This window comes from Ureibacillus galli, assembly GCF_014836845.1.
Lineage (GTDB): Bacteria > Bacillota > Bacilli > Bacillales_A > Planococcaceae > Ureibacillus > Ureibacillus galli.
In genome coordinates this window covers 172,922-197,141 of the sequence record NZ_JACSQA010000001.1, presented here as the reverse complement: position 1 = coordinate 197,141, position 24,220 = coordinate 172,922, and the positions used below count along the sequence as shown (strand labels likewise).

The window sequence follows — 24,220 nt, the reverse complement described above, 5'->3', positions numbered from 1 at the left end:
TTCATACTAAAAGGTCTATGATTTTTTAAAGGAGGGGACACTATGCATCGCGGAAAAGGGATGAAATTCGTAGGTGACTCGCGTGTTAAAGCAAATAACCGCATGGTCAATATGCCTAAAGATTATTCCGAATATCCAGGTAAAACTGAAGCGTTCTGGCCTGATTTCTTATTAAAAGAATGGATGGTTGGTGCTGTTTTCTTAATTGGATATTTATTATTAACTGTCGCACACCCTTCACCACTTGAAGGTCCGGCAGATCCAACTAACGCTTCATATATTCCATTACCAGACTGGTATTTCTTATTCTTATACCAATTATTAAAATATACTTATGCTTCTGGTCCTTACAACATTGTCGGAGCAATTATTATTCCTGGTTTAACAATTGGTGCGTTATTATTAATGCCGTTCTTAGACAAAGGTCCTGAACGTCGACCATCAAAACGTCCATTACCAACAGCATTTATGTTATTAGCGCTTGCTTCAATGATTTACTTAACTTGGGAATCTGTAGTAAACCATGACTGGGAAGCTGCAGCAAAACAAGGTGAAATTAAAGAAGAAGTAGACATCGAAATTGATGAAACTGCAGAAGGTTACTTAATCTTCACTGGTGAACAAGGTAAATCTTGTATTGCTTGTCACGGTGCTGACATGCAAGGTGGAGGTGCAGCTCCTGCTTTAGTAGGTAACGAACTTACTGCAGAAGAGGTTGCAGAAGTAATTAAAAATGGTCGTGGCGCAATGCCAGCAGGTCAATTTGCAGGTACGGATGAAGAACTTCAAATTTTAGCTGAATTTATTGCAAGCTTAAAAGCTGAAGAATAATATTTGTATTTATAAAGAGAGTCGGGAAACTGACTCTCTTCTCTTTTATTTTTTACTTTTACATATATAACTTTTGAAAACGTATACATAAAAATTGTAAGACAAAAGGGGATTAGGTATGAAGTCATTGTTAACGCAAGCTTGGTTTCTATTAACTCACCGCTCATTTTTAACATTGTTATTTTTTATAAACTTTTTAGGCACAATTTATGGTTATATATGGTATGGGTGGCAATTGTCTGTAACGGAGCCTCAATTTTTAATATTTGTTCCAGATAGTCCAACAGCTAGTTTATTTTTTTGTATAGCTATTATTGGATGGATTTTTGGAAGACATTTTAAATTAATTGAAGCATTGGCACTCATTACATTAGTCAAATATGGTGTGTGGGCTGTTGTGATGAATTTACTAACTTTAGGAGAAACGGGTTCGATCGGGTTTGCCGGATGGATGCTTGTTGTTTCCCATGGTTTAATGGCTGTTGAAGGTTTACTCTATATTGCAAAATACCGTTTTACAATGATTCATATTGGGATTGCTGCTATTTGGACATTGCACAATGATGTAATTGATTATGTATATGGACAAATGCCAATTTATCGAATATTAGACCATTATACAAATCACATTGGCTACTTTACGTTTTGGTTATCAATTTGCTGCATTTTAATTGCTTATTTTGTATATAATAAGCGTGAATATTTGCATAAGATTAAGTAAATCATTAAAATTATTAATATAGTAAGTAAAAGAAAGGACGAGGGTAATTGACAACAGGGATGTATATAATTTACTTTTTGATTATATTAATTTTACCGATTTATGCACAAATTAAAGTGAAAAATGCCTATCGAAAGTTTTCTCAAGTACCTGCAACGAAAGGTATGACTGGTGCACAAGTAGCCCGTATGATATTAGACCATCACGGATTATATGATGTGCGGGTAGTTCCGACACAAGGAATTTTGTCAGATCATTATAACCCAGCAACGAAAACAGTTGCCCTTTCCGAAGATAATTACTACAATACATCAATTGCAGGAACAGCAGTTGCTGCCCATGAGGTAGGACATGCTATTCAACATAAAGAAGCTTATTCCTTTTTAACTTTACGTTCAAAACTTGTACCAGTTGCAAATATTTCTTCAAATGCATCGTGGATTTTTGTGATGATTGGTATTTTTGCTGCAAGTACGAATATGTTGTTGTTAGGTATTGTGTTATTAGCAGCAGGAGTATTATTCCAAATTGTAACGTTACCAGTTGAATTTGACGCTTCTAAACGGGCAATGAACGAAGTTGTTTCGTTAGGAATCATTTCAAACAACGAAGAACGTAGTGCAAAGAAAGTATTAAGTGCAGCAGCGATGACATATGTTGCAGCAGCAGCGGTTGCAGTACTAGAATTACTTCGTTTAGTGTTAATTTATACAAACATGAAATCTGAAGATTAAATATAACTTTATTCGGATATGAAACCGGCCTTTATAGGTCGGTTTTTTTATTTATTTTACAAAATACTTTATAAAAAATAATATCTATTGAACTAGATTAATAAAATAAAGGGAAATTGTGATTTGTTATGAAAGCGCAATCAAGTGCTTTGCATAAAGAACAAAAAGGGGGGAGAACAATGAACATTAGTGGGACGAAAATGATCTTATTTGGGTTTATTACACTCATTGTTATTATTGCTTTAGCTTATTGGGCAGGCGTGTTATCAAAACAAATTATAGAAGACGATTCAAATGAGGAAAGTGGATTTATTATTGAATCTTCAGATGACCAAGAAGCTAGTGGAAGAGATCCGGGTCAACCGAATATTAAAGTTAATTATGCAGAAGATGAATGGGTGACACACGGAGGTGATTATTACAACCGTCGTTTCTCACAGCTAGATCAAATTAATGTTGAAACGATTGGAAATTTAAAACCTGAATGGGTAACAAGTCTTGGAGCAAGTCTTGATATGAAATTTTCGGGGGAAGCAACTCCTATTGTAGTGGATGGTGTAATGTATATTGCAACGGCTGAAAATGATATTTTAGCCCTTAATGCTAAAACGGGAGAAAAAATATGGGAATATCGTCCTGAGATTGAACAGAAATTAGATACAGTTTGTTGTGGTTGGACGACTCGAGGAGTAGCTGTGGCTGATGGAAAAGTATTTGCTGGTTTATTAGATGCTAGATTAATAGCGTTAGACCAAAAAACAGGCAAGCTTCTTTGGGAAACGGAGGTAGCGGATTGGGAAGAAGGGTATACGATTACTAGTGCGCCTCTTTATTATAACGGAAAAATTTATACAGGTGTAGCGGGTGGGGAATATGGAATTCGTGGTCGAATTATGGCTTACGATGCAGAGTATGGTCATGAAGTTTGGAGATGGTATTCGATACCTAGCCCTTATGAAGAGAATGGCGATACATGGCCAGACGATGAAAATAAAAATTGGTTACACGGAGGAGCACCAATATGGAACACGCCAGCAGTCGATCCCGAACTTGGTTATCTATACTTTGTAACAGGTAATACATCTCCGGATTTAGATGGAAGTAAGCGGGAGGGAGATAATTTATACGCCAATTCGATTATTGCATTAAATGCTGAAACAGGTGAATATATTTGGCACTTCCAACAAGTCCATCATGACATATGGGACTTAGACCCAACAAATCCGGTTATTTTATTTGATGTAGAGATCAATGGGGAGAAGAGAAAAGCATTGGGGGAAGCCGGGAAAACAGGCTGGATTTACTTCTTAGACCGAACAGATGGTACACCATTAATTGGGATTGAAGAAAAGGAAGTACCTCAATTAGCAGAACAAAAAACGTCACCAACACAGCCGTTCCCAATTGGAGACTCTTTCGTTCCGCAAGAGGTTACAGAAGAAGATGTGGAGCGGGACTTAGCGGATGACTTTGAAGGGGAAATTGGTTCGATTTTCACACCGTTCTGGGATGAACCGATCACATTAAAACCTTCTGCCTTTGGAGGTGCCAATTGGCCACCATCAGCCTATTCACCTGAAACGGAATATTTTTATGTGTTAGGTACGGACGGGTATATTGCTTTATCGAGGATGGATGAAGACATTTACGAAGAAGGTAGTATGTATATTGGAAGTATTATGGTACCTGTATCAGATGCTCCGCAAAGGGGAACTGTTACAGCCATGGATGTGAAAACGAATAAAATTGCTTGGCAAGTCGTTTGGGATGACAATGCTTATTCTGGCGTGCTCGCAACAGCGGGTGACCTCATCTTTGTTGGACATAATGACGGTCGACTTATAGCCTATAATGCGAAAACGGGAGAAGAAGTATGGAGCTATAAAATGGATGCAGGAGCAAATGCCCCATCTGTCACCTATGAAATTGATGGGGAACAATATTTATCCATTTTTGCTGCAGGAAACTCGTTAGCCGGATCCGTTCATGGTGATAAAGTGTACACGTTTAAAATCGATGGGAAATGGAATGGTACAGCGATTGATGCTTCTGAAAAAAGTCCAGGTAGTAAAGTTGGAACGACGGAAGAACCAAAAGAAACCGAGCCTTTGGATACGACAGGTGAAACAACAGATCCTTATGAATTAGGTATTTCTGTATATGAAGGAAATTGTTTATCTTGTCATGGTAATATGGGGGAGAACGGCCATAATGGTCCGAACTTACAACTAAGTGAATTTGCCGAAGATTATGAAAATGTAGTGGAAAAAGTTAACAATGGAGGCGAGGTAATGCCTGCCTTCGGAGAAAATCTATCAGAAGAAGAAATTGAAGCAGTTGCTCGATATGTAAATGAAGTATTAACAAAAGCAGACGAATAAAAAAAGTGGGATGGCTATGATGAGCGCCATCCCGCTTTTAGCATTAAGTTATTTAAAAATGTAATGTTTAATCATCAATTTTAAATCCTTCACCTGTTACATCTCTAACATCAATGATTGATACAAATGCATTCGGATCAATACTGCGCACTATCGATTTTAGACGAACAATTTCCCTTGTCGCAACGATACAATACAACACATCTTTTGACTGTTTTGTATAGTGGCCGTATCCATGAAACACTGTTATTCCTCTTTCCATTTTTTCAGAAATGAAGTTTGCAATTTCCTCTGGGTGGTTAGAGATAATTAAAGCAGCCTTTGCTGAATAAGCCCCCTCTTGTACCATATCAATCACCCTTGCACCTACGTAAACAGCAACTAAAGTGTACATCATGGAACGGGCATCTAAGAACGTAGCCCATGATGCAAGAATAACAAAGGCATCAAATAAGAACATCGTACGACCCATACTCCAGCCTAGATATTTATTGGCAATCCGTGCAATAATATCTACTCCTCCTGTAGTACCACCACAACGGAAAATAATACCTAATCCAATTCCGACAAAAACGCCGGCAAATAAAGAGGCTAATAATAAATCGTCCTGTAAATTTAGTTTAAACTGGTACACTTGGAACAATCTTAAAAAGACCGAGACAGATACGGTGCCAATAATCGTATAAATAAACTCGATTCTACGAAATAGTTTCCAACCTAAAATAAACATTGGAATATTTAAAATTAAGTTCATAATTGCTGGATCCAAGTTTAAGGTGAAGTATAAAATTAAAGTAATTCCACTAAAACCGCCTTCACCAAGCTCATTTTGCATATTAAAGTGGACAAAACCGAAACTATAAATGGCTGCACCAATAATAATTCCGATAATGTTACGAATATTTAACCCTTTCAAATGTAAACCTCCTACTGTAAGCCAAATAAATTTTCATTTCTAGTAACATGCTGTACGATGTAATTGCTGCATTCACTTGCAGTGCCATCCACTCTTTCATATTATTAGTAGTAAAATAAAAGTGTGTATATGTTTTTCTACAAGAAAAAGCAGTTTGTAAACAAACAATGGGTGGAAATCATAGAAATTCCACTAATTGATAGTTTCACCTTATTATGTTGTATTTTTCATCTTTTGACAACCGAGCCTTAAATTATTTACGATGTTAGTAGGAGCGTGTTATGATGACGAGTGAACTTTCCTTGCAACAATTACAGAAAAAAGTAGATGATTACATAGGTCAATTTAAGGAAGGGTATTTTCCCCCCTTTGAAATGATAGCCAGATTATCAGAAGAATTAGGCGAATTATCTCGTGAAGTTCAAGATGTATATGGTCATAAAAAGAAAAAGATTACAGAATCAAAAAATAGTATTGAAGAAGAATTAGGAGACTTTTTCTTTGTATTAGTATGTTTTGCTAACGCGCAAGGTATCCAATTAGATAATGCATTATTAAACGTATTAAATAAATATGAGACGAGAGATAAAGATCGTTGGACACGAAAGGAAGAATAACAGTGACGATTCGAGTAGCAATTGCAGGGGCAAGAGGAAAAATGGGCTCGGAAGCAGTTAAAACCGTATATAAACGTGATGGTTTAGAACTAGTAGCTGCATTGGATTATAAACACGTCGGGGAAAGTTTATCTGAATTGGAAATTTTCCCTCCAAATTTAGATGTACCGATTTATACAAATTTAACTCAATTAATTAGCGAGACAACACCAGATGTATTAATAGATCTAACAAATCCAGATTCCGTTTATGAACATACAAAAGAAGCGATGTTACATAATGTTCGAACAGTTGTTGGTACGACAGGATTTACTGATGACCAATTAGAAGAATTAAGAAGCTTAGCAAAAACAAATAAAGTAGGATGTATCATTGCGCCTAATTTTGCTATTGGAGCTGTCTTAATGATGAAATTTGCAAAAGAAGCTGCTAAATATTTACCTCATGTTGAAATTATTGAGTTACACCATGACCGAAAACTCGATGCTCCGTCAGGTACTGGTAAAAAAACAGCACAAATGATAGCAGAAGTTCGTGAGGCAAGAAGACAAGGCCATGAATTCGAAACGGAAACAATGCCAGGTGCAAGAGGCGCTGATTTTGAAGGGATGAGAATTCACTCCGTTCGATTACCGGGATTAGTTGCTCACCAAGAGGTTCTTTTTGGTGGAGAAGGACAAATGCTTACAATTCGACACGATTCCTATAACCGTGAATCGTTTATGGGTGGAGTCGTTTATTGTGTTGAAACGGTTATGACATTAGAAGAATTAGTATATGGATTAGAAAATATCCTATAGAATGGAGATTTGAAATGAAAATAGCCCTTATTGCGCATGATCGAAAAAAAGATAGTCTAGTCGAGTTTGCTATCGCATATAAAGAGATATTACGACAACATGACCTTTTTGCTACCGGTACAACGGGACAGCGAATTCAAGACGAAGTGGGTTTGAAAGTCACAAGATTTCGTTCAGGTCCATTAGGAGGCGATCAACAAATTGGCTCGATGATTGCTAATAATGATATGGATATGGTATTTTTCTTTCGAGATCCGTTAACTGCTCAACCCCATGAACCGGATGTGACAGCGCTTGTTCGTTTATGCGATGTATACCACATTCCATTAGCAACAAATATGGGAACAGCTGAGATTTTGCTAAAAGGATTACAAGAAGGTTTTGTTGATTGGCGATTAATACAAGAGAGACGTAAATAAATTAATATTGGTTACTAATTCTAAAATTAAGCTTTAAAATGGTTGTTAATTAGCTGAATATATAGTGAACTTCTGGCGGATGCGACTTTTGTTTTTCATTAAGCAAAATGCGTATTAATGAATCTACTCATATTTGATTAATTAATTTGTTTTAGATTAAAGTAATTAAATATTTTGGATAGAGAGGATGAACGTCGGATGAGAAAATTAAAAATTGGTATTACATGTTATCCAACAGTTGGAGGTTCGGGTGTACTTGCAACAGAATTAGGTAAAATGCTTGCAGAAAGAGGTCATGAAATTCATTTCATTACTTCTAGTGTACCATTTCGACTGAAGAAAATTTATCCGAACGTATTTTTCCATGAGGTAGAAGTGAGTAATTATTCAGTATTTCAATATTCCCCGTATGACATAGCTTTAGCAAGTAAAATGGCCGATGTTATAAAAGAGGAAAAGTTAGATGTACTGCACGTTCATTATGCAATACCCCATGCAGTTTGTGCGGTCCTTGCCCGTGAAATGAGCGGAGAAAATATTGGAATTGTTACAACATTACATGGTACTGATATTTCTGTTTTAGGGCAAGATTCGACCCTTGCACAGGCAATTCGATATGGTATAAATAAATCCGACATTGTAACGGCTGTTTCGAATTCGTTAAAAGAACAAACTTATGAATTAATTGGTACAACAAAAGAAATCGAAACGGTTTATAATTTTGTTGATGAGTCGGTATTTAGACCAATTGATTCGAGCCATTTAAAAGAACAATTTGGAATTCGGCCGGATGAACGGATTATGATACATGTATCAAATTTCCGTAAAATTAAAAATTTACCGGATATTATTAATGTCTTTTTTAAAGTACGAGAACAAATGCCTGCTAAACTGCTTCTTGTAGGTGATGGACCAGAGAAACAACGAGTGATGGATTTAGTAAAGTTATCTCCGTATAAACAGGATGTTTTATTTTTAGGAAAACAAGAAAATGTTGCAGAGTTATTCGGAATTAGTGATCTAAAATTGTTAATGTCTGAAAAAGAATCCTTTGGTTTAGTTCTCCTGGAAGCAATGGCCTGTGGTGTTCCAGGTATTGGTACGAATATTGGGGGCATTCCGGAAGTCATCGACCATGGCGAAAATGGATATCTTGTAGAACTAGGGGACGTTGAACAAGCTGCACATTACGCAATTGATTTATTACAAGATGAAGAAAAGCTAATGATGTTCCGTGAAGCAGCGATTAATACGGTACAAACTAAGTTTTTAGCTAAACCGATTATTGATCATTATGAACAATTATATGAACGATTGGTGGCACTAAGAGTATGAAACTAAGTGAGGAATGGCTTGTTGCTTTAAAGGTCATTGACAAAATTGAAAAGGCTGGATTTGATGCAGTAATTGTAGGTGGGGCCGTTCGTGATTACCTATTGCATAAACCCGTTAATGATGTAGATGTAGCAACAAGTGCATTACCTTCTGAAGTAAAGGAAATTTTTTCATCTACTGTGGATGTAGGAATTGATCATGGTACAGTTTTAGTACTAGATGAAGGGGAACCGGTTGAGGTAACTACATTTCGTACGGAAGGAACTTACACAGATTATAGGAGACCAGAAGAAGTAACATATGTACGTACTTTACAAGAGGATCTTGAGCGCCGTGATTTTACGATTAATGCAATGGCCATATTGAAAGATGGTACCATTATTGATTTATTTGGCGGTCAAGAGGATATTGAAAAGAAAGTTATACGTGCAGTCGGAGATCCGAATGTTCGCTTTCGAGAAGATGCACTGAGAATGCTTAGAGCTATTCGATTTAGTGCTCAACTAGGATTTACTATTGAAGAAAAAACGTTAAAGGCAATTCAAATTGACAGTGATTTAATCGATTTTATAGCAAAAGAACGGATTACAATGGAATTGTCTAAAATTTGGAAAAGTGATTATGTTTATGATGGATTAAAGTTCCTTGTTGTAAGTAAATTAGCCCATTATTTAGTGGGAAACTTTAGAGATCACCTTAAATGTTGGAAGGAATTTCGAGCTAGTAAGCCGGAAGTTGGGTGGGCTTATTTATGTTTATTAAATCGAGAGGATATTCAACATATCTTTGAATTTTACCGATTGTCCAAAAAAGAAAAAACATTTATACGAGATGTTTTAAATTTATACGATGGTTTACTACAAAAGTGGACATTAATGGATTATTTTTCCAATGACTTAACGGTTTTAGAAACTGCCTATGATTTCGCTGTATGGCAAAATCATACCATTTCCTTTTCAAAGGATGATATTGCAAAAGTAAAAGAAAATTTGCCAATTCAAAAAGTTGATGACTTGGCGATTAATGGAAACCATCTCATTAATTGGACCAATAAAAAAAGAGGACCATGGATTAAAGTGGCACTTGATGCAGCAATGATAGCGGTTTTAAATGGATATGTAGAAAATGAAGAAGAGAAGCTGAAGGAATGGTTCTTAAATGACTTTAACGATCAAAGATGAAATATTAAAACGTTTTTTGTCTGCTAATGGTGAGCCAATTTCTGGTCAATTATTGGCAGATGAATTAGGTATTTCTCGTACGGCAATTTGGAAACATTTACAGACGTTACAAGAGGAAGGCTATACATTTGAAACGATAAAGAAAAAAGGATACGTTTTAATGACGAAGCCTGACAAAGTAGATGTGCCGAGAGTAAATGCGTTTTTAACGACAAAACGCTTCGGTCAAACAATTCATTATTTGGAAGAGTGCACGTCAACCCAAACAATCGCCCATGAATTAGCGCGGAATGGTGCGAAGGATGGAACTTTAGTTATCGCTGAGACTCAAACTTTGGGGAAAGGTCGTATGAGTCGTCCTTGGGAGTCGACAAAAGGGAAAGGCATTTGGATGACGATTATTATCCGTCCAGATATTTTACCCCACCAAGCCCCTCAGTTTACACTTGTTGCTGCCGTTTCAATAGTGAATGCGATTAAATCTCTTTGTAATCAATTTACTCCTTACATCAAATGGCCAAATGATATTTTAATTAATGGACGAAAATGTACTGGGATATTAACGGAAATGATTGCTGAAATGGATCGGGTGCAATCTCTATTAATAGGGATTGGCATTAATGTAAATCAACAGCTTTCTGACTTTCCAGAGGAGCTTCATCCAATCGCAACATCTTTAAGATTGGAAGAAAGTAAACCTCTTAATAGGGCTGAACTTGTTGGCACCATTTTAAATCATTTAGAGAATTATTGTGACCTTTATGTAAAAGAAGGTTTTGCTCCTATTAAAAAACTATGGGAAGAAGCTTCTGGAACAATTGGGAAACGGATTAAAGCAACAACGTTAACGGAAGTAATTGAAGGTAAAGCAGTTGGTATTACAGAATCGGGTGTATTAGAAATTCAAACTGATACGGGAGAAATAAAAAATGTTTACTCTGCAGACATTGAATTAAAATAAATTCATTTTGGAAAAAGAGAAGTTTTCCTTTTGATAACCTTATTTGTAGTGGATGGTTCAACTATAAATAAGGTTTTTAATTTTTTTCAATTAGAATTTTCGCTATACCTTTTCATGAAAACTTGTTATAGTAACGTTAAGGACAGTATCCTACCAGAACTGTACCTTAAAACCTTTTGAAACATGAAAAAAAGATCTGCCTTGATCTGAAAAGACAGGGACGGAAGAAAACAATGCGTAGCATATTGAATTATACTGATTGAGTATAAATTCACACAAAATCAGTATAAAAATACAGCTATCACAATGATGTGAGTTAGGTGTATTTAAATCGATCACGCTATCCTTCTGTCCGTTTAAGACAGAGGGATATTTTTATGTTGATAAAAGTTTCATTGATTCTTTTATTGGCATAAGAAAAACATCGTATCGCCGCTTTTGGCGTTCAAAAGTGTTTTTCGTTGTTTTCTTCTTTTAAAAAAAGGAGGAGAAAAGGAATGAAAAGTACGAGTGATTTTTTGAAAATGAAATCACAAGGTGAAAAAATTGCGATGATTACGGCATATGATTACCCATCTGCCAAGTTTTCAGAAGAAGCTGAAGTCGACATGATATTAGTAGGGGATTCTTTAGGTATGGTGGTACTAGGTTATGATTCTACCATTCCTGTGACGGTGGAAGATATGATTCATCATGCAAAGGCGGTTCGCCGTGGCGCTCCAAATACCTTTGTTGTAGTGGATATGCCCTTTGGATCTTACCACGGTGATGTGAACGAAACGTTAAAAACAGCGGTGAAAATGATGCAAGAAACGGGAGCAGATGCGTTAAAACTAGAAGGCGCTGGTGACGTGACGAAAGTTATCGAAAAATTAACGGGTATCGGTATACCAGTAGTTGCCCATCTAGGATTACAACCTCAGCTAGTAGGTGTACTTGGTGGCTATAAAGTACAAGGAAAAACAGCGGAGCAAGCGTTAAAGTTAATGCAAGAAGCGCAAGATTGTGAGGCTGCTGGTGCATGTGCAGTCGTTCTGGAGTGTATTCCACATCAATTAACAGAGTCGGTTTCAAAAGAGTTGACGATTCCAACAATCGGCATTGGTGCAGGTCCTGCTGCTGATGGGCAAGTGCTCGTACATCATGACTTATTACGTTACGGAAAACATCATATTCCTAAATTTGTTGAAAGTTTTGCATTCGTAGGCGATGAAGTTGAGAAAGGAATCAAAGCTTATACAAAAGCTGTTAAAGATGGTTCGTTTCCGACCGTCGCCCATAGCTTTACGATGAAGGAAGAGGAATTATCGCAAATTTATGGGGGCGTCAAGTAATGGAAGTTGTAACGAAAATTGCCCAATTAAAATCGATAGTAGAACGGGTAAAAGGGGAAGGGAAAACGATTGGGCTAGTGCCTACAATGGGTTACTTGCATGAAGGGCATTTGACTTTGGCAAAGGCAGCCCGAGTTGAAAATGATCTAGTCATTATGAGTATTTTTGTCAATCCAACCCAGTTTGGTCCAAATGAAGATTTTCAATCGTATCCTAGAGATTTAGAACGAGACAAAAGATTAGCGAAATCTGCAGGAGTTCATGTCATTTTTGCCCCATCAGTCGAAGAAATGTATCCGTCAGATGGGGGAATTTCTATCCATGCAGGTAGACAATCGGAAATTTTATGTGGAGCATCCCGACCAGGGCATTTTAATGGTGTACTACAAGTCGTAACAAAGTTGTTCCATTTAGCTGAACCAGATCGTGCATACTTCGGGCAAAAAGATGCCCAACAAGTCGCAATCGTTCAAACGTTAGTAAGGGATTATAATTTTCCTCTTGAAATTCGGACCGTTCCGATTGTACGGGAAGAAGACGGTTTGGCCAAATCTTCTCGAAATGTATATTTATCAAAACGAGAGAGGGAAGAAGCACCAGCTATCTATGAAGCATTACAAATAGCGAAAGAAACCTTTCTCTCTTCTAGAGATGTAAAAAATGCGCTCAATGAAGCAACAACACATATGATGCGTAAAACATCCGGAACAATTGATTATTTAGAGTTGTTATCATATCCAGATCTACAACCAGTTAACGAAGACACAAAGGAGTTTTTACTAGCAACAGCAGTCTATATCGGTAAAACACGACTCATTGATAATATTATTTTTTCTATAAAAGGGGAAACAACAAATGTTTAGAATGATGATGAATAGTAAAATCCATCGGGCACAAGTTACACAAGCCGATTTAAATTATGTGGGCTCTATTACAATTGATGAAGACATTCTTGATGCGGTTGGTATGCTTCCGAATGAAAAGGTTCATGTTGTGAATAATAATAACGGAGCCCGTTTTGAAACTTATATTATCGCAGGTGAACGTGGAAGTGGAGTGATTTGTGTAAACGGTGCTGCTGCCAGACTCGTTCAAAAGGGCGATATTGTCATTATCATTTCTTATGTTTATGTAACAAATGATGAAGCAAAGGATCATCAGCCAACAGTTGCGATTATGGGAGAAAATAATACGATAAAAGAAATGATTTCTTATGAACCGGAAGCTACGGTAAAATAAAAAATTCCTTGTTTTTCTATTCGGTATGGTATAGAATATAAAGAAGGTGCCAAACCTAGTAAAGTTTTTACTTTACAATCAAAGTACTCATTACGACACGGATTTGTCGGAGTACTTTGTTTTTATGAGCAGGGAGATGAGCCCCTGCTCTTTTTATATCCAATAAAATTAAAAAATGAACAATTTGTCTCAAAGGTCTATGTGACTTTTGAGTTTTTTTTGTTTCTGTATTACAATAACATGACCGTTGACAGTACATATGATAAAATTCGCTTATAATTACTTAAATAGTGAGTTGAGAAAATGATGGAAAGTCAGAAATATGCAATTGTGGATATCGAGACAACAGGACATTCCCAGTCAAATGGGGACCGAATGATTCAAATAGCAATTGTAATTATGAAAGATTGGTGTATTGAGAAGACTTTTACATCATTCATTCACCCTGGGAAATCAATCCCTTTATTTATTCAAGATTTAACAAACATTACAGATGAAGACGTAAAAGATGCACTACCTTTCGAGGCCCATGCAGATACAATATACGAATTGATACAAGATGCTATTTTTGTTGCCCATAATACGGATTTTGATCTTTCTTTTTTACAAGGAGAGTTTAAACGGGTAGGATTGCCGAAATGGCATGGAAAGAAAATTGATACCGTTGAGTTGGCAAAAATTTTATTTCCTTCTGCTTTAAGCTACAAATTAGGAGATTTAGCAGCAGAATTAAATATTCCGTTAGATAATGCACATCGTGCAGATGACGATGCGAAAGCGTGTGCCTTTCTATTAAAAAAGTGTTGGGAAGAGCTATTAAATTTGCCTCTATCGACATTAGAACAAATGCATAAAAAATCTTTTCGATTGAAATCAAATTTATCCCAATTGTTTTTTGAAGCGTTGCAAATCCGTCGAAGCAGTGTCTCGAACGAGGATGATTTTATTTACTATAAAAAGTTAGCGTTAAAAAAACCGTTCTTCACGAATAAGAAAGTTCATCACCAAATGGATTTTCCTAAAACAAGCGAGGAAAAAAGTACTTTATTTAAAAAAACATTGTCGCATTTTGAAGAACGACCGAAGCAATATCAAATGATGGATATAATATGGGAAAATTTAAATAACAAATCTGAAGTGATGATTGAGGCATCTACGGGAATTGGGAAAACAATTGGCTATTTAATCCCTTCAATCATATATGCGAAACAAAATCATCGGAAAATCTGTATCAGCACTTATACGACGTATTTACTAGAACAGTTATTAAGCAATGAAATTCCAAAAGTGGAAAAAATTCTTGGTTGTCCAATTAACGTCACGTTATTGAAGGGTCGGAAAAACTATGTAGATGTAGTTGTGTTTGAGCAACTAATGAAAAGCAATGATTTATCCTATGATGAAACATTAACAATCCTTCAAGTGCTCGTGTGGTTATCAAAGACTGAAACAGGAGATTTATCGGAATTAAATTGTTCCGGTGGAGGTCAGCTGTTTATCGATAAAATCCGCAAAAATGCTGAATATCACAACAAAAAACAGCCTTTTGATTATTATGATCGAGCGATACAAGAAAGTGAAAAAGCAGATTTAATTATTACAAACCATTCGATGCTATTAGCAGATCTAGTTCGCCATGAACCTGTTTTTAATCAAATTGATGCTTGGATAATCGATGAAGCTCATCAATTTGTTCAAGCTGCTGTTCAACGGGATCAAGCAATCTTTTCCTATACGAATTGGAAATATTTATTTGGTCAAATTGGCTACTCTTCTGATCATCAACTATTTTCTATCTTTCAAAAAATTGCATTAAAAAAACAAAGGGTTCCATTTATTTATTTCCAACAATTAGAGAAAAAATTTATGCAAATGGTCGAATTATTCGATAAAGCGATGCAAGAAATACTTTATCATATGAAGAAAACGTCATTACCTTCTAAGTTCGAATCAAAGCAAATCGCTTTTTTACAAAATGTCTTGACGAATCGGGAGACGATGCATGCCTTTTCCGCTGCAATGCAAGGGTGGATTGATTTAGCAGAGCAAATAAGTAATCTCTTTAAAAAGGATATCGAACAAATTGCTCCAGAACATCAATTAATACTTGAACAATGGGACTTTTTCGTCCGTGAGTACAAGATGAAAGCAAATGAATGGGATGAAATTTTCATACAGACGGATGAAGATTATACAGCGTGGATTGAAATAGATCGGAGAAATTTACCGGGTAGTATTCGTGTGTTAAAGAAACCAATCAGTATTACAGCAACCATTCAACAGTTATTCAAGTCTATACGAAAGAGTGCGGCTGTTATTTGGACTTCTGGAACTTTAACGGTGCCAAAGAACGAGCGCTTTATTGCGAACCAATTAGGAATTGATGAAAAGGTGCCGATGGTCGTTCTACAAGCGCCTGCGGATTATTATAAAGGGGCTAAAGCTTATGTTGTAAACGATATGCCGGATATTCAAGCGGTATCCCAAACAGATTATATTGAATCGGTTGCTTTAGCTATTACAAGAATTGTCCGCTCTACAGAAGGTAGATGTTTTGTCCTATTTACTTCACAAGATATGTTGAAGAAGACGGTGGAGTTGATTCAAGAAAGTGAATTACTCTATGACTACATGCTTTTCGCCCAAGGAGTGACAAGTGGTAGTCGTATGCGGTTACTAAAGTCGTTCCAAAAGTTTAGTCATTCTGTCTTATTTGGCACGAATAGCTTCTGGGAAGGCGTAGATGTTCCAGGGGATGGTCTTTCATCCGTTGTTATTGTCCGCTTACCATTTTCTGCACCAGAAGAACCAACTTTTAAAGCGAAATCGATTAGCCTTCAGCAACAAGGACGAAATGCTTTTACTGAGTTATCATTGCCGGAAGCGATCCTACGATTTAAACAAGGTTTCGGTAGACTCATAAGAGCTTCGCAAGATAAGGGCGTATTTGTTGTATTAGACAGACGTATTGAAACAAAATCGTATGGAGTAGAATTTTTACGTGCATTACCGCAAATTTCTGTTACTAAACTACCTCTACAAGATATGGTTTTAGAGATAGAACATTGGTATAATAACAAAGATGGGAAAAGAAAGCAGGTTGACAAAAATGAATAATAAAAATGTACAAACTTCGAAGGTGATTCGATGAAGAACTGGATAATTTTCATTTCCGTTTTTATTCTATCTTTGGCACTTGTCATTTCGGTTCTCGTAATTTGGAAATCTGATGCACCATTTAATGAAATTGAAAAGAAAGCAGAAGAATTAGCATTATCTTCTGACACACTAGCTGCTGTATCGGACTCATATGTTTATAATGGTAATAAACCATACGTTACCGTATTCGGTGAAGATAAGGACGGTAACAAAAAGGCACTATTTGTTCCTATTAATTTAGAAGAGAAAGCAATTCAGGAAGTAAACTTAAAAGACGGTATTTCTGAAGAGCAAGCTTTGTCTGTTCTCAGTAAAGAAGAGGAAGTAAAAGAAATACTTCATACAAAATTAGGCTATGAAGAAGTTGGTCCTGTTTGGGAAATTACTTATAAAAACAAATCGGATAAACTGAATTATGTCTATATTTTATTTGAAGACGGACAATGGTGGAAACGTATTTTGAACTTGTAGAGGAGAAGATTTTTGATGAAAGAATTATTAGCCAATCGTGTAAAAACTCTAACACCATCAGCAACTTTAGCGATTACGGCAAAAGCAAAAGAATTAAAATCACAAGGAATCGATGTGATTGGTTTAGGAGCGGGAGAACCGGATTTTAATACACCTAAAAACATTCTTGATGCGGCTGCAAAATCAATGTATGACGGTCATACGAAATATACTCCAGCTGGTGGACTTCCCGCGTTAAAACAAGCAATAATTGAAAAATTAGCACGAGACAACAAACTGGAATACAAACCGAATGAGATTCTTGTTGGTGTTGGGGCAAAACATGTTCTTTATACTTTATTCCAAGTCATCTTGAATGAAGGTGATGAAGTCATTATTCCAATTCCATATTGGGTTTCTTATCCTGAACAAGTCAAATTAGCAGGTGGAGTACCGGTTTATATTGAAAGTACTAGTGAACAAAATTATAAAATTACAGCATCTCAATTACGTGAAACAATAACTGACAAAACAAAAGCCGTGATTATCAACTCACCTAGCAATCCTTCTGGTATGGTTTATACTCGAGAAGAATTAGCGGAAATAGCTGCAGTAGCAGTAGAAAAAGATATATTAATCGTATCGGATGAAATTTATGAAAAACTTCTATACAATGGACTTGAACATTTTTCAATTGCCCAAGTTTCCGAAGAAGTAAAGTCGCGCACTATCGTTATAAATGGAGTAGCGAAATCCCATTCGATGACTGGCTGGAGAATTGGATATGCTGCTGGAAATGCCCAAATAATTAATTCGATGGCTGATTTGGCATCCCATTCAACATCTAATCCAACAACTACTTCTCAACATGCAACGATTGAGGCATACAATGGATCGCAAGATTCTGTTGAAGAAATGAGAAGAGCCTTTGAAGCACGCTTAGAAACAATTTATCCGAAATTAAATGCAATCCCCGGCTTCCGTGTCGTGAAACCTCAAGGTGCATTCTACTTCTTACCAGATGTATCAGAAGCAGCTGAAAAAACTGGATACAAATCAGTAGATGATTTTGCCACTGCACTTTTAACTGAAGCAAATGTTGCAGTAGTTCCAGGTTCAGGTTTCGGCGTACCTACAACGATCCGTTTAAGTTACGCGACTTCTTTAGAATTATTAGAAGAAGCGGTTCGACGTATCGATCAATTCGTAAAATCAAAATGGCAAGACTAATTTAGTAAACTGTTGAAATACGAATACGACAATAATAAAATTAGTCCTTTGTGGAGGAACAATATGAAGAAAATTATGATTCAAGACATGCCAAATCATATTGGCGAAACTGTAAAATTAGGTGTTTGGCTATCAAACAAACGATCAAGTGGTAAAATTGCCTTCTTACAATTACGTGATGGTTCAGGTTTTGTCCAAGGGGTCATCGTAAAAGAAGAAGTAGGAGAAGAACTATTTGCAACAGCAAAAGGTTTAACTCAAGAAACGTCTATGTACATCACGGGAGAAGTTAAGGAGGATACTCGTTCTAGCTTTGGATGTGAGCTTGCTGTTACTGATATTGAGGTGATTCACGCTGCTGTGGATTACCCAATCACACCAAAAGAACATGGTGTCGAATTTTTAATGGACAATCGTCATTTATGGCTTCGTTCTCGTAAACAACACGCCATCATGAAAATTCGTAATGAAGTCATTCGAGCTACATATGAATTTTTCAATAACAATGGCTTCGTTAAAATTGATCCGCCTATTTTAACAGGTTCTGCTCCGGAAGGAACATCAGAACTATTCCATACAAAGTATTTTGATGAAGATGCTTATCTTTCTCAATCGGGTCAGTTATATATGGAAGCGGCAGCTATGGCTTTAGGAAGAGTATTCTCATTCGGCCCGACATTCCGTGCAGAAAAATCAAAAACTCGTCGTCATTTAATTGAGTTTTGGATGATTGAACCGGAGATGGCCTTTGTCGAATTTGAAGAAAATCTAGAAGTTCAAGAACAATATGTTGCTTATATTGTTCAGTCTGTACTTAAAAATTGTAAATTGGAATTAGAACGATTAGGACGCGATACTTCCAAATTGGAAAACATTCAAGCGCCATTCCCACGCATTACTTATGATGATGCGATTAAATTCCTACATGAACAAGGGTTTACAGATATTCAATGGGGAGATGACTTTGGTGCACCTCATGAAACAGCAATTGCGGAGCATTTCGATAAACCAGTATTTATTACTTGCTACCCAGTAGGAATTAAACCATTCTATATGCAACCTCATCCAGAAAGAGATGATGTTGTATTATGTGCAGATTTAATTGCACCTGAAGGTTACGGTGAAATTATTGGTGGCTCTGAACGTATTCACGATTATGAACTGTTAAAACAACGTATCGCAGAACATAACTTAGATGAATCTGCTTATGCTTGGTATTTAGATTTACGTAAACAAGGGTCTGTACCTCATTCTGGTTTTGGTTTAGGGTTAGAACGTACTGTAGCCTGGATTAGTGGTGCAGAACACGTTCGTGAATGTATTCCATTCCCAAGACTTTTAAATCGTTTATATCCATAATGAAATAAGGAAGATTTTTCCCGCACATAAAAAGCGTCCGTATATACGGGCGCTTTCCTTACGATAAGAATAGAAAGGAGTCTTCTTATGAACGATAAAAGACAGCGACTCCGTACGTGGACAGGGCAGGGGAATGTAACAGTTCCTCAGTTTTTTTTTCAACATTATAAAGATCTAAAGATCGCTGATGATGAAGCATTACTATTACTGCATTTGTTAGCTTTTCATTCTGAAGGAAATGATTTTCCTACGCCAACAGATATTGCGAAACGTTATCATGTCAATGAAAATGACATTTCATTAAAACTTCAACGACTCCTACAAAAGGGCTTTTTAGAAATTACCCAAGGCATTGACGGTAGTGGAAGATTATTTGAAAAATACTCGGTTTTCCCGCTATGGGATAGGATTTTGGATTATATTGAATCTACGACGATGCAGAAAGAGTCTTTAGAAGTGAAAAATGAAGAGGGCGAAATTTTTTCGATATTTGAACAAGAATTCGGTCGTCTTCTATCACCGATGGAAATTGAAACGATTTCGATGTGGTTAGACGCAGATCATCATTCCCCTGCTATTATAAAAGCAGCATTGAAAGAAGCGGTTTTGGCTGGTAAACTTTCTCTACGATATATTGATCGGATTTTATTTGAATGGAAAAAGAAAAATATTACTTCAGTAAAACAAGTTGAAAAGCATACAGAACAATTTCATCAAAAAACAACAGTAGTACAACAAAAGCAAAATACGGTGCAGGAAAATAAAAATAAAGTTTCCTTTTATAACTGGTTAGAAGAAAGAGAGTAGGGGGTGTAACTATGCTTACGAAAAAACAGTGGGAACATTGTTTAAACGTAATGGACGAAATGTTTCCAGATGCACATTGTGAGCTCGTACACGAGAACCCGTTTGAGTTAACAATTGCTACACTATTGTCAGCCCAATGTACAGATGTCCTTGTCAATAAAGTAACCAAAACATTATTTCAAAAATATAAAACGCCGGAAGATTATTTAGCTGTACCATTAGAAGAATTGCAAAATGATATTCGTTCGATTGGACTTTACCGTAATAAAGCGAAAAATATACAGGCGTTATGTGAAAAATTGCTTACGGATTTTAATGGGGAAATTCCACAAAGTCGAGAACAACTTGTCACACTACCTGGTGTAGGACGCAAAACCGCGAATGTTGTATTGTCCGTTGCATTTAATATACCTGCCCTTGCAGTTGATACACATGTTGAACGTGTTTCTAAACGTTTAGGATTATGTCGATTAAAAGATTCGGTATTGGAAGTAGAAGAAACGATTATGAAAAAAACGCCAAAGGAGAATTGGTCGAAAACGCACCATCAATTAATTTTCTTTGGCCGGTACCATTGTAAAGCCCAAAATCCTCAATGTCATACATGTCCATTACTGGACGATTGTAGAGAAGGGCAGAAACGTTTGAAAAAAGGTTTGGTGAAAAACGTTGATTAAAGTAAGACCGGAAGCAATTCAAAAAGAGAGGGTCGAACCTTATTTTGCGCAATGGGAGGAACTAAGTCTGCTTATTCATCAAGCCCATGACCAACGGAGTGGCGAAGCAAAAACGTTAATGGAGAAGGGGATATCCCTTTTTGAAGAGTGTGTAGTAAACAGTTCGTACTGCAATGAACAAACAGTTAATGAAAACGAAGAATATGAAGTTCTCCCCATTAATGGAATGGAACGGCTTTCATTTATTAAAGCAAGACCGGGGCAGTATGCTTGTTATCGCCAATTGGATGAACTATTTAAAGAGTTAAAAAAACGATTAGCCCGCTTAAGAATTAAATCATAAAAAAAGGAACATCAATCATTTTCTTCTGATTGATGTTCCTTTTTATTATTGTTGTGTTTCGGTCGGATCGGTCGGTTCTGTAGGGGCTTCTATTTCACTATCACCATTATCAGTGACATCTTCGCCGCCATTATCCTCTTCTCCTGGTATTATTAAATCATCTAAATTATCATCGTCACCGTTACCATTTCCGTTATTCCCATTATTTCCGTTCCCATTATTGCCATTGCCATTGTTATTCCCATTTCCGTTGTTTTCATTTCCATTCCCGTTTTCGCCATTTCCGTTATTCGGGTTTTCTGGATTTTCAACTTCTGGTTCTTCTATTTTATTTTCAATGAAAATTGAAACGGTTGCTGGTTTACTACGGATATCATCTGAAACTGCTACTACTGAGAATGTATAGTTGCGTCCAGGTTCGATATTCGGAATTTGTATTTGTTTATCTGACGTTGTATTAACGACAACAGGTTGTTCTTGATCGACGGTCATCGATACTTCAAAGGAAATATCCATATCTTCATTTCCTTTAGGTGCTTTAAAGTCCCAAGTTAAATCAACTGTGCTTCCTTCATCATTGTATTTCGCTTGTAATTTGGTAGGAGCATCTAATTCAATCTCTTCGTATTTCTCTGATACTTGAGATGGTTCAGTTCCTTTAACAAATAATTCTGTTCTTCGTAATTCTTTTGGTGTATATTCACTTGCTAATTGTAATGGATTTGTTCCGACTTCAATCGTTACTTCTACAACGGAACTTGGTTTTTTAAATTTAGCTGTTTCAACATCATCGGATATTTGCCCCATGATTGATTTAAACAATCTTTGTGGCAAACGACGTTCATCCCAAGTCGTAATTGGTTCAGAACGTTGAGCGTAACCGCTCCAAATCGCTATTGAATAATTCGTTGTATATCCTGCAAACCATGAATCAGGAACACTGCTACTTGGCAAGTCGAATTTATCAAAGTCTTCTGCAGAGTAATTTGTTGTACCCGTCTTACCTGCAATATCTAGGCCCGGTACTGCAGCGGCAGATCCAGAAGCTCCTGGTTTATCGCTTAAAACATCACGTAAAATGTCTGTAACCATATAGGCTGTATAGTCGCTCATCGCCACTTCTGGTTGGGATTTATAAGATTTTTTTGAACCGTCCCGGTACTCTACTTCTTTAATCGCAGTTGGTTCATTATAAACACCATTATTACCGAAGGCAGCATAAGCAGCAGCCATTTGGATAGGAGACATATAAATTGCTCCGCCTCCAATTGCATCAGATTCATATACATCTTCAGTTTCGATACCTAATTTTCCGATAAATTCTTTCGCTGTATCTGTTCCAACTTCTTGTAAGGTTTTAACAGCTGGTACGTTTCGTGATTGATATAATGCTTCACGTACTGTCATTGTGCCCAAATATTTATTATCCCAGTTCGTAATCACTTTATCTGAATTCGAATAAGTCATTCTTTCATCAACAATCGTTTGTCCAGTTGACCATTTTAAGTTTTCAATGGCAGGACCATAGTCAAGTAAAGGTTTCATTGTAGAACCTGGTTGACGATCTTTTAAATCATCAGCATAGTTCCAACCTCTCTCTGCACCGTAATTTCTTCCGCCACCGATTGCACGAATCTCACCAGTTTTTGTATCAATAACAGAAACACCAGATTGAATATCCTCTGTAGGGAAGTTTTCAGGATCATTCATAATCCCTTCTACAACCGATTGAGCATTCGGATCAAGAGTAGTGTAAACTTTTATTCCTTCTGCTAATGCTTCGCCATCCCCGTTTTCTTCAAGTTCTTCTAATACAACATCTAAAAAGGCATCATATTTTGTACCTGTTACAGTTTGACGTTCTTCTTCCGGTAAAATCCGTGAAGCAATTTCAACTTTTTTCGCTTCAGCAGCTTGTTCTTCTGTAATTTTTTCATGTTGTACCATTAAATCAAGTACTAAATCCCGTCGTGCTTTCGCTCGGTCAGGATTTTTGAATGGATTATAGTTGTTCGGGCTTTGAGGGATACCTGCAAGTAAAGCCATTTCATCCAATTCTAACTCATCTAATTCTTTACCAAAGAAATATTCTGCAGCAGTTCCAAATCCATAAACCCGTCCAGACATAAGTACTTTGTTAAAATACATTTCAAAAATTTCTTCTTTTGAATAATGTTTTTCTAGTTGAATCGCAAGCCATGCTTCCTGTGCTTTACGTTTTAACTTTTTGTCATTACTTAAAAATGAATTTTTTACAACTTGTTGGGTAATCGTACTTGCCCCTTGTGCACCGAAACCTTGAGTGACGTTAGCAATGACGGCACTACCTAAACGCCAAATATCAAGACCAAAATGGTCGAAGAAGCGCGAGTCTTCAGTTGCTAAAATGGCGTCAATCATTTCTTGAGGAATATCATCGTATTCTACATATTTACGGTCTTCTGCACCGATTTTTGCAAATAACTCACCATTTTTATCGTAAAACTCGGAAGAAATCGGATCTTTTAATAGTTCTTCATCTAACTCGGGAGCCGAACTTGCATAATACGCAAATAATCCAGCACCACCTAATAATCCGACAACACCAATGATAAGAATTGTAACGATAATTCGTTTAATCCAAGAACTTGCTGGTTTTTTCAGTTTTTTCTTCTGTTGTTCGCGTTCTCGTTTTAACTCTTCACGAGTGCGTCTTTTCTCAGTCAAAATAATCTCCTCGCTTTAAC

At 36.6% G+C, this 24,220-nt stretch carries 22 protein-coding genes; 20 read left to right on the top strand and 2 right to left on the bottom strand.

Features of this window, described 5'->3' with window-relative positions:
• The first annotated feature begins 42 nt into the window (after positions 1–42).
• The 4 genes from H9636_RS00945 to H9636_RS00930 all read left to right on the top strand — a co-directional run bounded on the left by H9636_RS00945 (position 43) and on the right by H9636_RS00930 (position 4,667).
• The gene (locus tag H9636_RS00945; protein ID WP_191705779.1) at positions 43–831 is read left to right on the top strand and encodes a menaquinol-cytochrome c reductase cytochrome b/c subunit; all 789 of its coding nucleotides are present in this window, start codon (positions 43–45) and stop codon (positions 829–831) included.
• A 118-nt stretch (positions 832–949) separates the two neighbouring features.
• The gene (locus tag H9636_RS00940; protein WP_191705778.1) at positions 950–1,552 is read left to right on the top strand and encodes a DUF1405 domain-containing protein; all 603 of its coding nucleotides are present in this window, start codon (positions 950–952) and stop codon (positions 1,550–1,552) included.
• A gap of 59 nt (positions 1,553–1,611) precedes the next feature.
• The gene (locus H9636_RS00935; protein WP_191705924.1) at positions 1,612–2,286 is read left to right on the top strand and encodes a zinc metallopeptidase; all 675 of its coding nucleotides are present in this window, start codon (positions 1,612–1,614) and stop codon (positions 2,284–2,286) included.
• Positions 2,287–2,465: 179 nt separating this feature from the next.
• Positions 2,466–4,667: an outer membrane protein assembly factor BamB family protein gene (locus tag H9636_RS00930; RefSeq protein WP_225230003.1), complete on the top strand. Its 2,202-nt coding sequence runs from the start codon at positions 2,466–2,468 to the stop codon at positions 4,665–4,667.
• Positions 4,668–4,734: 67 nt separating this feature from the next.
• Here H9636_RS00930 and H9636_RS00925 read toward each other — a convergent pair whose 3' ends face one another.
• The gene (locus tag H9636_RS00925; protein ID WP_191705777.1) at positions 4,735–5,583 is read right to left on the bottom strand and encodes a YitT family protein; all 849 of its coding nucleotides are present in this window, start codon (positions 5,581–5,583) and stop codon (positions 4,735–4,737) included.
• 284 nt (positions 5,584–5,867) lie between these two features.
• Here H9636_RS00925 and H9636_RS00920 point away from each other — a divergent pair, with 284 nt between their 5' ends.
• From H9636_RS00920 to H9636_RS00845, 16 genes are all read left to right on the top strand, one after another.
• Complete coding sequence (locus H9636_RS00920) at positions 5,868–6,200, top strand: nucleotide pyrophosphohydrolase (RefSeq protein ID WP_191705776.1); 333 nt, start codon at positions 5,868–5,870, stop codon at positions 6,198–6,200.
• A 2-nt stretch (positions 6,201–6,202) separates the two neighbouring features.
• Positions 6,203–7,000, top strand: coding sequence for a 4-hydroxy-tetrahydrodipicolinate reductase (gene dapB, locus H9636_RS00915; protein ID WP_191705775.1), 798 nt, complete (start codon positions 6,203–6,205; stop codon positions 6,998–7,000).
• Between the two features lie 14 nt (positions 7,001–7,014).
• On the top strand, positions 7,015–7,419 hold the full coding sequence (gene mgsA, locus H9636_RS00910) for a methylglyoxal synthase (RefSeq protein WP_191705774.1): 405 nt from the start codon (positions 7,015–7,017) through the stop codon (positions 7,417–7,419).
• Positions 7,420–7,617: 198 nt separating this feature from the next.
• Positions 7,618–8,754, top strand: a complete 1,137-nt coding sequence (gene bshA, locus H9636_RS00905) for an N-acetyl-alpha-D-glucosaminyl L-malate synthase BshA (RefSeq protein WP_191705773.1) — start codon at positions 7,618–7,620, stop codon at positions 8,752–8,754.
• Positions 8,751–9,935: a CCA tRNA nucleotidyltransferase gene (locus H9636_RS00900; protein WP_191705772.1), complete on the top strand. Its 1,185-nt coding sequence runs from the start codon at positions 8,751–8,753 to the stop codon at positions 9,933–9,935. Before bshA ends, H9636_RS00900 begins: the two co-directional genes overlap by 4 nt.
• A complete protein-coding gene (locus H9636_RS00895) occupies positions 9,913–10,896 on the top strand; it encodes a biotin--[acetyl-CoA-carboxylase] ligase (protein WP_191705771.1) in 984 nt (327 codons plus the stop codon). The genes H9636_RS00900 and H9636_RS00895 overlap by 23 nt, the downstream gene beginning before the upstream one ends.
• Positions 10,897–11,393: 497 nt before the next feature.
• Complete coding sequence (gene panB, locus H9636_RS00890; protein ID WP_191705770.1) at positions 11,394–12,230, top strand: 3-methyl-2-oxobutanoate hydroxymethyltransferase; 837 nt, start codon at positions 11,394–11,396, stop codon at positions 12,228–12,230.
• A complete protein-coding gene (gene panC, locus H9636_RS00885; RefSeq protein ID WP_191705769.1) occupies positions 12,230–13,093 on the top strand; it encodes a pantoate--beta-alanine ligase in 864 nt (287 codons plus the stop codon). The genes panB and panC overlap by 1 nt, the downstream gene beginning before the upstream one ends.
• Positions 13,086–13,469, top strand: coding sequence for an aspartate 1-decarboxylase (panD, locus tag H9636_RS00880; protein WP_191705768.1), 384 nt, complete (start codon positions 13,086–13,088; stop codon positions 13,467–13,469). Before panC ends, panD begins: the two co-directional genes overlap by 8 nt.
• 303 nt (positions 13,470–13,772) lie before the next feature.
• Positions 13,773–16,586: an ATP-dependent DNA helicase DinG gene (gene dinG / locus H9636_RS00875; RefSeq protein WP_191705767.1), complete on the top strand. Its 2,814-nt coding sequence runs from the start codon at positions 13,773–13,775 to the stop codon at positions 16,584–16,586.
• A gap of 30 nt (positions 16,587–16,616) precedes the next feature.
• The gene (locus tag H9636_RS00870; RefSeq protein ID WP_191705766.1) at positions 16,617–17,099 is read left to right on the top strand and encodes a cell wall elongation regulator TseB-like domain-containing protein; all 483 of its coding nucleotides are present in this window, start codon (positions 16,617–16,619) and stop codon (positions 17,097–17,099) included.
• 15 nt (positions 17,100–17,114) lie between these two features.
• Positions 17,115–18,308 carry a pyridoxal phosphate-dependent aminotransferase gene (locus tag H9636_RS00865; protein WP_191705765.1) on the top strand — a complete coding sequence of 398 codons (1,194 nt, stop codon included), beginning with the start codon at positions 17,115–17,117 and terminating at the stop codon, positions 18,306–18,308.
• A 63-nt stretch (positions 18,309–18,371) separates the two neighbouring features.
• A complete protein-coding gene (gene asnS / locus H9636_RS00860) occupies positions 18,372–19,667 on the top strand; it encodes an asparagine--tRNA ligase (protein WP_191705764.1) in 1,296 nt (431 codons plus the stop codon).
• A gap of 87 nt (positions 19,668–19,754) precedes the next feature.
• The gene (locus H9636_RS00855; RefSeq protein ID WP_191705763.1) at positions 19,755–20,474 is read left to right on the top strand and encodes a DnaD domain-containing protein; all 720 of its coding nucleotides are present in this window, start codon (positions 19,755–19,757) and stop codon (positions 20,472–20,474) included.
• Between the two features lie 11 nt (positions 20,475–20,485).
• Complete coding sequence (gene nth, locus H9636_RS00850; RefSeq protein ID WP_191705762.1) at positions 20,486–21,151, top strand: endonuclease III; 666 nt, start codon at positions 20,486–20,488, stop codon at positions 21,149–21,151.
• Positions 21,144–21,494 carry a YpoC family protein gene (locus tag H9636_RS00845; protein WP_191705761.1) on the top strand — a complete coding sequence of 117 codons (351 nt, stop codon included), beginning with the start codon at positions 21,144–21,146 and terminating at the stop codon, positions 21,492–21,494. The genes nth and H9636_RS00845 overlap by 8 nt, the downstream gene beginning before the upstream one ends.
• Positions 21,495–21,539: 45 nt before the next feature.
• Here H9636_RS00845 and H9636_RS00840 read toward each other — a convergent pair whose 3' ends face one another.
• On the bottom strand, positions 21,540–24,200 hold the full coding sequence (locus H9636_RS00840) for a PBP1A family penicillin-binding protein (RefSeq protein ID WP_191705760.1): 2,661 nt from the start codon (positions 24,198–24,200) through the stop codon (positions 21,540–21,542).
• Positions 24,201–24,220 lie beyond the last annotated feature (20 nt).

Bases quoted from the DNA above. Each gene is read 5' to 3' on its own strand.
- H9636_RS00865 (WP_191705765.1), top strand. From the start codon at position 17,115: ATGAAAGAATTATTAGCCAATCGTGTAAAAACTCTAACACCATCAGCA.
- H9636_RS00930 (WP_225230003.1), top strand. From the start codon at position 2,466: ATGAACATTAGTGGGACGAAAATGATCTTATTTGGGTTTATTACACTC.
- H9636_RS00895 (WP_191705771.1), top strand. From the start codon at position 9,913: ATGACTTTAACGATCAAAGATGAAATATTAAAACGTTTTTTGTCTGCT.
- H9636_RS00920 (WP_191705776.1), top strand. From the start codon at position 5,868: ATGACGAGTGAACTTTCCTTGCAACAATTACAGAAAAAAGTAGATGAT.
- mgsA (WP_191705774.1), top strand. From the start codon at position 7,015: ATGAAAATAGCCCTTATTGCGCATGATCGAAAAAAAGATAGTCTAGTC.
- panD (WP_191705768.1), top strand. From the start codon at position 13,086: ATGTTTAGAATGATGATGAATAGTAAAATCCATCGGGCACAAGTTACA.
- asnS (WP_191705764.1), top strand. From the start codon at position 18,372: ATGAAGAAAATTATGATTCAAGACATGCCAAATCATATTGGCGAAACT.
- nth (WP_191705762.1), top strand. From the start codon at position 20,486: ATGCTTACGAAAAAACAGTGGGAACATTGTTTAAACGTAATGGACGAA.
- H9636_RS00855 (WP_191705763.1), top strand. From the start codon at position 19,755: ATGAACGATAAAAGACAGCGACTCCGTACGTGGACAGGGCAGGGGAAT.
- dinG (WP_191705767.1), top strand. From the start codon at position 13,773: ATGATGGAAAGTCAGAAATATGCAATTGTGGATATCGAGACAACAGGA.
- H9636_RS00870 (WP_191705766.1), top strand. From the start codon at position 16,617: ATGAAGAACTGGATAATTTTCATTTCCGTTTTTATTCTATCTTTGGCA.
- H9636_RS00945 (WP_191705779.1), top strand. From the start codon at position 43: ATGCATCGCGGAAAAGGGATGAAATTCGTAGGTGACTCGCGTGTTAAA.
- panC (WP_191705769.1), top strand. From the start codon at position 12,230: ATGGAAGTTGTAACGAAAATTGCCCAATTAAAATCGATAGTAGAACGG.
- H9636_RS00940 (WP_191705778.1), top strand. From the start codon at position 950: ATGAAGTCATTGTTAACGCAAGCTTGGTTTCTATTAACTCACCGCTCA.
- H9636_RS00900 (WP_191705772.1), top strand. From the start codon at position 8,751: ATGAAACTAAGTGAGGAATGGCTTGTTGCTTTAAAGGTCATTGACAAA.
- bshA (WP_191705773.1), top strand. From the start codon at position 7,618: ATGAGAAAATTAAAAATTGGTATTACATGTTATCCAACAGTTGGAGGT.
- H9636_RS00935 (WP_191705924.1), top strand. From the start codon at position 1,612: ATGTATATAATTTACTTTTTGATTATATTAATTTTACCGATTTATGCA.
- panB (WP_191705770.1), top strand. From the start codon at position 11,394: ATGAAAAGTACGAGTGATTTTTTGAAAATGAAATCACAAGGTGAAAAA.